The sequence below is a fragment of the Variovorax sp. YR752 genome, assembly GCF_943372545.1.
This window is the reverse complement of sequence record NZ_CALRZC010000292.1, coordinates 1-8,983: the sequence shown is the minus strand read 5'-3', so window position 1 is coordinate 8,983 and position 8,983 is coordinate 1. Positions and strand designations below refer to the sequence as shown.

Annotated in this window: 9 protein-coding genes; 4 read left to right on the top strand and 5 right to left on the bottom strand. The window is 71.4% G+C overall.

Features of this window, described 5'->3' with window-relative positions; translation table 11 throughout:
- Positions 1-303: 303 nt before the first annotated feature.
- From AAG801_RS37555 to AAG801_RS37545, 3 genes are all read right to left on the bottom strand, one after another.
- Positions 304-1,059 (bottom strand): hypothetical protein, encoded by a 756-nt coding sequence (locus AAG801_RS37555; protein WP_341892996.1) that lies wholly within the window; start codon positions 1,057-1,059, stop codon positions 304-306.
- Between the two features lie 8 nt (positions 1,060-1,067).
- The gene (locus tag AAG801_RS37550; RefSeq protein ID WP_341892995.1) at positions 1,068-1,538 is read right to left on the bottom strand and encodes a hypothetical protein; all 471 of its coding nucleotides are present in this window, start codon (positions 1,536-1,538) and stop codon (positions 1,068-1,070) included.
- A gap of 164 nt (positions 1,539-1,702) precedes the next feature.
- Complete coding sequence (locus AAG801_RS37545) at positions 1,703-2,554, bottom strand: MipA/OmpV family protein (RefSeq protein WP_341892994.1); 852 nt, start codon at positions 2,552-2,554, stop codon at positions 1,703-1,705.
- A gap of 84 nt (positions 2,555-2,638) precedes the next feature.
- Here AAG801_RS37545 and AAG801_RS37540 point away from each other — a divergent pair, with 84 nt between their 5' ends.
- From AAG801_RS37540 to AAG801_RS37530, 3 genes are all read left to right on the top strand, one after another.
- Entirely contained in the window at positions 2,639-3,526 is an 888-nt protein-coding gene (locus AAG801_RS37540) for a hypothetical protein (protein ID WP_341892993.1), read from the top strand.
- Between the two features lie 197 nt (positions 3,527-3,723).
- Positions 3,724-5,400 carry an MFS transporter gene (locus tag AAG801_RS37535; RefSeq protein WP_341892992.1) on the top strand — a complete coding sequence of 559 codons (1,677 nt, stop codon included), beginning with the start codon at positions 3,724-3,726 and terminating at the stop codon, positions 5,398-5,400.
- Positions 5,401-5,421: 21 nt separating this feature from the next.
- A complete protein-coding gene (locus AAG801_RS37530; RefSeq protein WP_341892991.1) occupies positions 5,422-5,586 on the top strand; it encodes a hypothetical protein in 165 nt (54 codons plus the stop codon).
- Between the two features lie 67 nt (positions 5,587-5,653).
- On the opposite strand, the gene AAG801_RS37525 is transcribed toward AAG801_RS37530, so the two are convergent.
- A complete protein-coding gene (locus AAG801_RS37525; RefSeq protein ID WP_341892990.1) occupies positions 5,654-6,325 on the bottom strand; it encodes a general secretion pathway protein GspB in 672 nt (223 codons plus the stop codon).
- 2 nt (positions 6,326-6,327) lie between these two features.
- On the bottom strand, positions 6,328-7,965 hold the full coding sequence (locus AAG801_RS37520; protein ID WP_341892989.1) for an AAA family ATPase: 1,638 nt from the start codon (positions 7,963-7,965) through the stop codon (positions 6,328-6,330).
- A 173-nt stretch (positions 7,966-8,138) separates the two neighbouring features.
- On the opposite strand from AAG801_RS37520, the gene AAG801_RS37515 reads away from it, so the two are divergent.
- A partial coding sequence (locus AAG801_RS37515) for a TonB-dependent receptor plug domain-containing protein (protein WP_341892988.1) occupies positions 8,139-8,983 on the top strand: 845 nt, incomplete at its 3' end.

Below are 8,983 nucleotides of genomic sequence, written 5' to 3'. Positions count from 1 at the left end.
GCGCGCTGACGCGCGCCGACCCCGGCGCTGCGCTTCTCGTCGCCGCCCAAATCGCCCCCAGCGGGCAGCGCCTGCCGCGAAGTCCACCATTGGGGTTCCTCGACCGGCAGGCCACCGCTGGTTCAGCAAAGGCGCGCCCGGGCAGGCGGAGGCGCGCCTCCGAGGCGCCGTAGCCTGCCCGGGCGTGCCTTTGCCGCGCCAACCGCAACCCGCAGAGCAGCCGTCCAACTTCAGCACAGGGCCGCCCAGAGACGCCCAAGCGACACGTCTGAGCGCGAAGCCGCATGAGCCGCGGCCGTCGTGCTAGGGCTCGACGGGTTCGGGCGCCAGCGCCGTGGCGGGTGCGAAACGAGCACCGAGCAGCGCCCGCGCCTCCTCGCCTAGCAGCGTGTGGGGCTGCGCAGCGAGCTGCTCGAGCAACTGGCGCAACTCGGCGTCGCCCGCCTCGGGGTGGGAGGCCAGGGCCTCGAGCGCCTGCATCCGCCCGGCGTCCGAGGCGTCCTGCTCGACCTGGCGCCGCAGCGCCAGCAGCGGCATGGTCGGCGCCTCGGCGTCGGCGGCCTCCGCATGTCGCGGCGCAGGGCGCCCCGTCTCGGCGGCGGCCGGTGTCGCGGCAACCGGCAGCACCGGTGCGAACGTGAAGGCAGCCGCCGTTGCGGCGGGCCTCGCCACGACCGTCACGTCCTCGGCCCGCGCGAACACCCACGCGGCGGCCAGCCGCGGGCCGCTGCCACGATCGGCCGTGTGGTGCAGCAGCAGCTCGTGGCCGGCGAAGAGGTGGCGCAGCTGCGCCTCGACCGGCAGGGCGGCGAAGGTGGCGTCGAACGCGACCGGCGCCGGAGCGTCGCTGCGCACCGCCGGGTCGACGACGATGCGCAGGCGGTGGCGGGTCGCCAGCTGATCCACCACTTCGCGCAGCGTGCGCACCTGCGCACGCTGTTCGCCGGAGATCGTGGGCTCGGGCGCCGATGAGGGGCTGCTCACCCAGGCGGCCATCAGGCCGCCCAGGCCGAGTGTCACCAGCGCGGCCAGGCTGATCGCTCGGATGCCGATGGCCATGGGCCGTCTCAGGGCAGGGTCAGCTGCGAGGCGCCAGCCCAGCTGATCACGAGGCTGATCGTGCCGGCGGCCGGCGACGTGTAGGTGGCGTCGCCACCCTGGATCCAGTTGAAGCGGTTCGACGCTGCGCTGACCGCGCCGCGGAAGTTGCCCGGGCCGAAGTCGTGCGCACCCTGCAGAACGACGTTCTGCGGCGCCGAGCCCGCCGCGGTGGCGAAGAACAGCGTGATGGTGGTGGCCGCGGTGTTCAGTGGCGCGGTGGTACCGCCGGTGGTGACGCGGCGCTGCAGCGCGTACTGGCCGACCTTCACGCCGCCCTTGAAGACGTTGCCGCCTTCGTGCTGCCACAGGCCGGCGGCATCGTTGACGTTGGTCAGCGTGGTGCGGTTCAGCACCAGCGCGGTGGAGCCCGCGTTGGCGACGGGTGCGTAGGCGGCCATCGCGGCGGCGACGACGAGTGCGGGGGTGATGAGCTTCATGCCGGTTCTCCTTGCAGGTGGGGGGGAACGCGCATCGCCTGGCGAGCGCGGGGCCGTGTCCTGGGCCTCGGCATGAAAGGTAGTCGGGCGCGTTGCGCGCCACCGGCGTCAGTCGTGGGGGCGCGGCCTCATCGACATAGGGATGGGCGACACGGCGGATTGCATCAGTCCGCCGCTGCCTCGCTGCTGCGCCAAGGTGTCCACACCAGCCCCACGCCGACGCCGAGGTTGCTGCGCGAGGCGAGCAGCGGGCTGGCGGTGTTGGCCGCGCCGTGCAGCGACATCAGGTTCGTGCTGACGAACCACGACAGATCGCGGTTCAGCCGCTGGCGCAGCGAGACGCCGAACTCGGTGCCGAGGTAGCCCGCACGTGCCGCGTAGGCCGGGCGGGTGGCCGTGGCCTGCGCCGCGCTCACCTCGTAGAAGTAGCGGTGCAGCGGCCGGCTGGCCCAGATCGGCTCCACCGACAGCGTCAGCGCCGAGGTCGGGCCGGCCACGCCGCGAAAGCGCCAGCGCAGTTCGGGCGCGAAGCTCGCACCGCGCGAGTCGATGCGCTCGAAGTCGGTCGAGCCGAGGGCGCGCAGCTTCAGGTGCAGCGTCGGCCCGCCGCCCTGCGCGGCCCAGCCCTTGTAGACCAGCTGCGGGCCGATGCCGAACAGGTAGTCGAGCTCGGGCATGCCCTCGCGCAGATCGTTGCTGCGCGTGTTGAAGGCGGCGGTGGCGGTGAGGTCGAGCTCCCAGTGCTCGGTGTCGAGGAAGCGGCTGCGGATGCCGCGCTCGTCGACACGCAGCACCGGGCCGCGGTAGATGAAGAAGGGCACGACGAGGCCGCGCAGCTGCGACTGGTCGGCGCCGGGATAGTCCGGTACCCGGCCCACCCCGGCCGCGATTCCGGCCTCCCAGCGCGGCAGGGCGGGCTCGTTCGCTGCAGTGCTCTGCGCTGCAGCGCCTGCGATCAGGCTGGAGAGGATGGAGAGCACGCACGCCGACCGTGCCAGGCTGCGAACAGGATTCATCGGCGCGAGTATCGCCGCCGCCTCGCGTCGGTGGATTTGACGGCCGACATTCCGGGGCGCGGCGAAGGGGTGCATGCTGATCTCATGTCGACTCCGCTCTGGTGGCTGGCCCGCGCTGCGCTCGCGCTGCTGCTCGGCGCGGCTCTGTCCGCGCAGGCGCTGGAGGCGCCCGCCGGCTCGGCCGCTGCGCTGCATGCCCGGCGCCTCGAACTGCAGCCCAGCCTGCGCAGCAGCGCCTTCGGTGAGCCGCTGCACCTGAGTTCGAAGGAAGTGGCCGACCGCATTGAGGGCGACGTGTACGCCGAAATGGCGCATCCGTTCGAGACGGTCGGCGCCGCGTTTCGCAGCGCACAGGCCGTCTGCGAGGTGATGTTCCTGCACCTCAACGTGCATGCCTGCCGGCCTGCCGAGGGCAGCGGCCTGCTCGTGGTCGCCGGGCCGAAGCGCAGCGGCGCCAGCGGCATGACGGCGCAGATGCGCTACACGATGCGCACCGAGGTCGACGATCCCTCGCACCTGCGTGTGGTGCTGAGTGCGCCGAGCGGGCCGCTGTCCACCTCCGACTACCGCATCGTCTTCGAGGCGGTGCCGATCGATGCCGGGCGCAGCTTCGTTCACTTCGGCTACTCGAACAACACCACGGCGGCGGCGCGGCTGGCGATGCGCATCTACCTGGCCACGGCAGGGCGCGAGAAGATCGGCTTCACCGTGGTCGGCAAGGAGGCCGACGGCAGCCCGCGCTACCTGCGCGGCGAGCGTGCCTCGCTCGAGCGCAACGTGATGCGCTACTACTTCGCCTTGCTGGCGCACTGCAGCGTGCGTTCCGGCTCGCCGGAAGAACGCATGCAGGCGCGGCTGCGCACCTGGTTCGCGCTCACCGAGCGGCACGCGGCACAGCTGCACGAGTACGAGCTGGCCGACTACCTGCAGGAGAAGCAGCGCGACCTCGTGCGCCAGGCCGCCGGCAAGTGAGCCTGCGGCCGTCATCGCTTTCCCTGGGTTTTCGCATCGAGGAATGAAGAGCCAGGGTTGCACCTGAGTTTGTCAGCGTCCCTTCAGCGTCGCGTCAGCGTGCGTTGGGAAGGCGTCAGAGAGCGGTCAGAGCCCTCGTCGACAGTGCGCCTCGTGCCGCCGCAGGGGCGGCGTATTCATTCTCGAGGACAGAAAAAATGGCAACCAGCACGATCGGCAAGACCGCCGCCGCGTCGACGCCGATGACCGCGGAGGAGAAGAAGGTCATCTTCGCCTCCTCGCTCGGCACGGTGTTCGAGTGGTACGACTTCTATCTCTATGGCTCGCTCGCGGCGATCATCGCCCGGCAGTTCTTCTCCGGCCTCGACGCCGGCTCGGCCTTCATCTTCGCGCTGCTGGCCTTCGCGGCCGGCTTCATCGTGCGGCCCTTCGGCGCGATCTTCTTCGGCCGCCTGGGCGACATGATCGGCCGCAAGTACACCTTCCTGGTGACCATCCTGATCATGGGCCTGTCGACCTTCATCGTCGGCATCCTGCCCACCTACGCCTCGATCGGCGTGGCCGCGCCGGTGATCCTGATCGGCCTGCGCCTGCTGCAGGGCCTGGCGCTCGGCGGCGAGTACGGCGGCGCCGCGACCTACGTCGCCGAACACGCGCCGCACGGCAAGCGCGGCGCCTACACCTCGTGGATCCAGACCACCGCGACGCTCGGCCTGTTCCTGTCGCTGATGGTCATCCTCGGCACCCGCACCATCGTCGGCGAGCAGGCCTTCGCGGAGTGGGGCTGGCGCGTTCCGTTCATCGTCTCGATCGCCCTGCTGGCCGTCAGCGTGTGGATCCGCCTGTCGATGAACGAGTCGCCCGCCTTCAAGAAGATGAAGGAGGAGGGCAAGACCTCGAAGGCGCCGCTGACCGAGTCCTTCGGCCAGTGGAAGAACCTGAAGATCGTCATCCTGGCGCTGATCGGCCTGACCGCCGGCCAGGCCGTGGTCTGGTACACCGGCCAGTTCTACGCGCTGTTCTTCCTGACGCAGGCGCTGAAGGTCGACGGTGCGACGGCGAACATCATGATCGCCATCTCGCTGCTGATCGGCACGCCGTTCTTCATCGTGTTCGGCACGCTGTCGGACAAGATCGGCCGCAAGCCGATCATCATGGCCGGCTGCCTGATCGCCGCGCTGACCTACTTCCCGCTGTTCAAGGCGCTGACCGAGGCGGCCAACCCCGACCTCGCCGCCGCGCAGGCGAAGAACAAGGTCGTCGTGGTCGCCGACCCGGCCGAGTGCTCGTTCCAGTTCAACCCGACCGGCACGGCCAAGTTCACCAGCTCGTGCGACATCGCCAAGCAGGTGCTCGCCGCCAGTTCGGTGAGCTACGAGAACGAAGTGGCCGCCCCGGGCACGCCCGCCACCATCAGGATCGGCGAGACGGTGATCACCGGCTACACGGCCAAGGGCATCCCGGCCGACGAGGCGAAGAAGAAGGACGGCGAGTTCAAGAAGTCCGTCTCGGAGACGCTGAAGGCCGCCGGCTACCCGGCCAAGGCCGACCCGGCGAAGATGAACAAGCCGCTGATCATCGGCATCCTGGTCATCCTGGTGATCCTGGTGACGATGGTCTACGGCCCGATCGCCGCGATGCTGGTGGAGATGTTCCCGACGCGCATCCGCTACACCTCGATGAGCCTGCCGTACCACATCGGCAACGGCTGGTTCGGCGGCCTGCTGCCGACCACCGCCTTCGCCATCGTGGCGCAGACCGGCAACATGTACAACGGCCTGTGGTACCCGATCATCATCGCCGGCGCGACCTTCGTCATCGGCATGCTGTTCGTGCGCGAGACCAAGGACGTCGACATTTACGCCAAGGACTGAGAGCCGCAGGAGTCGACAAGCATGTGGAAGATCCTGCTCGGCTTCGTGGTGTTCGCCGCGCTCGCCATCTTCGTCCTGATGAAGGGCGGTGACATCGACATGGGCGGCGAGAAGCACGGTGCCGATGCGATGCATGTGCCGGAGGCTGCCTCCGCAGCTGCCGCCGCTTCGGCGGCGTCGCAGTAAGGCCGACACGGGCTGCAAGCCCGTTCGCGAGGCCGGCCAGTCGTCAGACCGGCCGGCCTTCTTCATTTCAGAGCCCGATCTCGAAGCGCTGGCCGCGCACGTTGATCACCGCCGCCTTCGGCTTGATCTGTTCGAGCGTGGCGCCCGGGCCGAGGGCGTCGCCTTCGTGCAGCAACTGGCCGTTGACGATCAGCAGCCGGTTGGCCGGCGTGTTCGAGTAGATCGAGCCGCCGAAGGCCAGCGCCGGCAGGCCTGCACGCACATCGGCCGGCAGCTCGGCGAGCGAGGCCACGCGCCGCGGTGCCGGTGCGGCCGGTGCGCTGGCGGCATCGGCGTCGGCAGTGACGCGCGCCGGTGGCGGCGTGGCGCGCATCGGCGCGATGGCCGGCGCCACCGCCGGCGGGGCCGTCGGCGCGGTCGCCACGGGCACCGGCGCCTGGGCAGCTTCGGCAGTGGCGGCCGGCAACGGGTTGGGCGGCGGCGCCGCGACGGCGATCGGTGGCGGCGGCAGCGACGCTGCGGGCGGCGGCGGCTCGCTGTCGCTCCACTGCCAGGCCACCGCCACGGCCAGCCCGCCGGCCAGGCCGATCACCACCCACTGCCAGGGCCGCAATCCACGGGCGCGCGCCGGCCGTTCGTCGTCGCCGACATCGGGCATGGCTCGCGTGTGCAGCCCGGGCACGCCGCCGCGCTCGCGCTCCGCATCGGCCCGCCGCAGGGCATCGAGGATGTAGGACATGGCTACCTCTGCGCCAGCAGTCGCGGTTCGGCGACGCCGGTGGCGCGGTTGATCAGCATCAGCGTCAGCGGGCCCGCCAGGCCGTCGGGCTTGAGGCCCTGCGCGACCTGGAAGGCGTCGAGCCGCTTGCGCAGCGCTGCGTCGAATCGCGTCGGTGCCGGCGGGGCGGGCTCGCCCTGGGCAGCGGCGAGCTGGGCCGACAGCCAGTCGACCGGCGCGCCGTCGGCATACCCCGGCGGGGTGCGCCACAGCGTGGCGAACTCGCCGCGCCAGACCGCGGCCAGCGAGGCCAGCGGCAGGCTCAGCTCGCCGTCGCCGGTGGCCAGCGTCGCGCTGCGCATCGTCAGCCCGGTCAGCACCGCATAGGCCGGCTTGCCGCCGCCCTGCAGGGTCAGCAGCACCGGACGGTCGAGCTGGCGGATCAGCGCCAGCGTGCTGGTGCTGCGAAAGCACTGCAGTTGCTGGCGTGCAGCGGCGGCGCAGGGATCGCCGTCGTCCAGCGAGATCTGCCAGGCCGGCGCCAGCGCGCGCCAGGCATCAGCCTCGCTGCGCCAGGCGGCCGCCAGCACCGCCTTCGGATCGGCCGGCGCCGGCGACGATGCCGCCGAGGCTGCGGCCGCCGGGGCCGACGCCGGCGCGGAGGTGGCCTGCGCCAGCAGCGCCGCCGAAGCGGCACTCGCCGGCGCCGCCGCCGCCTGCGCCTTCGCGCCGGCGTGGCGCTCGTAGGCGACGCCGGCCCAGATCGCCAGGCCCAGGCCGGCCACCGCCGCCGTGGCCAGCGCGGCGCGGCGCCAGCGTGCGACGGCGGGCAGCGCATCCTGCAGCAGCGCGCCGTCGAATACCTCGCCGGCTGCCTTCTCGACGATCTCGACGTCGACCGCGGGCTTGTTGCCGGCATAGGCGCCGAGCAGCGCGCGGTCGCACAGCAGGTTGATGCGCCGCGGCACGCCGCGCGACAACTGGAACACCCGCTTGAGCGCCTCCGGCTCGAAGGGCAGCGGCCGGTTCATGCCGGCCACCGCCAGGCGATGGCGGATGTAGCGCACCGTCTCCTTGGGGGTCAGCGCCTCGAGGTGGAAGCGTGCGATCACCCGCTGCGCGAGCTGCTCCAGCTCGGGCCGGGCGAGCATGGTGCGCAGCTCGGGCTGGCCGATCAGGATGATCTGCAGCAGCTTGCGCTCGTGCGTCTCGAGGTTGGTCAGCAGGCGCAGCTGCTCGAGCACGTCGGCCGAGAGGTTCTGCGCCTCGTCGATGATCAGCACGTTGCTCTGGCCGACCGAGTGCGTCTGCAGCAGGAACTCGTTGAGCGAATCGACGTAGTCCTTCACCGTCGCGCCCTCGGGCCGGCGCGGGATGCGGAACTCGTCGCATACCGAGCGCAGCAGCTCGGTCACGGTCTGCTTCGGGTTGAAGATGTAGGCGACGTTGCAGCGCTTGGGGATCTGCTCGAGGAAGCAGCGGCACACCGTGGTCTTGCCCGCGCCGATCTCGCCGGTCAGCAGCACGAAGCCGCCGCCGCCCGTCACGCCGTACAGCAGGTGCGCCAGCGCCTCGCGGTGGCGCTCGCTCATGTAGAGGTAGCGTGGGTCCGGTGCGATCGAGAAGGGCTGCTGCCTCAGGCCGAAGAAGCGGGCGTACATGGGACGCAGGATAACGTGCCCCGCCCGGGTAGATGCCGATTGCCGGAGACTGGGGCGGCGCACAGCATGGACAGACCATGTCGAGCATTTGCAGTAGAGAGCCCGGCAGCCAGGGGCCGCGAGCGTCGGGAACGCGGCGGCTGGGGGTCATCCTTTGTTCCGCCGCCGCGCCCGTGCTCGCCCAGGACGGGCTCCAGCTCGAACGTGTGGTGGTGACCGGAGCCCGCGCCAGCGCCGAGTCGGCGCAGGAACGCAAGCGCGAGGCGCGCGGCATCGTCGACAGCGTGCTGGCCGCCGACATCCACAAGCTGCCCGACCTCGGCGTGGGCGACGCGGTGCAGCGCATCACCGGCGTGCAGGTCGCGCGCGACCGCGGCGAGGGCACGGCCTTCGCCGTGCGCGGCCTGGCGCAGGTCGAGACCACGCTCAACGGCCGCGAGGTGTTCACCGCCGGCAGCGGCCGCACGCTGGACCTGTCGGACTTCCCCTCCGAGATGCTCTCCGCGATCGACGTGCACAAGACCGCCTCCGCCGAGCAGCTCGAGGGCGGGCTCGGCGGCAGCATCGACCTGCGCACGCGCCGGCCGTTCGACTTCGGCGGTGACGCCGCCGTGCTCTCGGCACGCCGCCTGCACGGCCACCTGGTGCGCCGCTCGGCCGACCAGGCCAGCCTGATGTTCAGCCGCCGCACGCGCGCCGACGACGGCGGCGAGTTCGGCCTGCTCGTCAACCTGGTCATGCAGGACCGCGCCTGGCGCGAGGACCAGAAGGGCACCGGCGCCCCGGTGGCGCGCACCGACCTGCTGCCTGGCACCACGGTGTGGGCGCCTTCGAGCACGTCCGAGACCGTCAGCCTGGGAACGCGGCGCCGCCTCGGCGGCAGCGCGCTGCTGCAGTGGCGGCCGGCACCGGCCACCGAGGTCTACGCCGAGCTGCACTCGGCGGAGTTGCGCACGCGGCAGGATTCGCACCAGGTCAACGTCTCGGCCGGCAGTGGGTTCGTGCCGGGCAGCGTCGC

What these genes read in the sequence shown, in the direction of transcription:
- AAG801_RS37530 (WP_341892991.1), top strand. Translation starts at nt 5,422, where the DNA reads ATGTGGAAGATCCTGCTCGGCTTCGTGGTGTTCGCCGCGCTCGCCATC.
- AAG801_RS37540 (WP_341892993.1), top strand. Translation starts at nt 2,639, where the DNA reads ATGTCGACTCCGCTCTGGTGGCTGGCCCGCGCTGCGCTCGCGCTGCTG.
- AAG801_RS37555 (WP_341892996.1), bottom strand. Translation starts at nt 1,059, where the DNA reads ATGGCCATCGGCATCCGAGCGATCAGCCTGGCCGCGCTGGTGACACTC.
- AAG801_RS37520 (WP_341892989.1), bottom strand. Translation starts at nt 7,965, where the DNA reads ATGTACGCCCGCTTCTTCGGCCTGAGGCAGCAGCCCTTCTCGATCGCA.
- AAG801_RS37535 (WP_341892992.1), top strand. Translation starts at nt 3,724, where the DNA reads ATGGCAACCAGCACGATCGGCAAGACCGCCGCCGCGTCGACGCCGATG.
- AAG801_RS37550 (WP_341892995.1), bottom strand. Translation starts at nt 1,538, where the DNA reads ATGAAGCTCATCACCCCCGCACTCGTCGTCGCCGCCGCGATGGCCGCC.
- AAG801_RS37525 (WP_341892990.1), bottom strand. Translation starts at nt 6,325, where the DNA reads ATGTCCTACATCCTCGATGCCCTGCGGCGGGCCGATGCGGAGCGCGAG.
- AAG801_RS37545 (WP_341892994.1), bottom strand. Translation starts at nt 2,554, where the DNA reads ATGAATCCTGTTCGCAGCCTGGCACGGTCGGCGTGCGTGCTCTCCATC.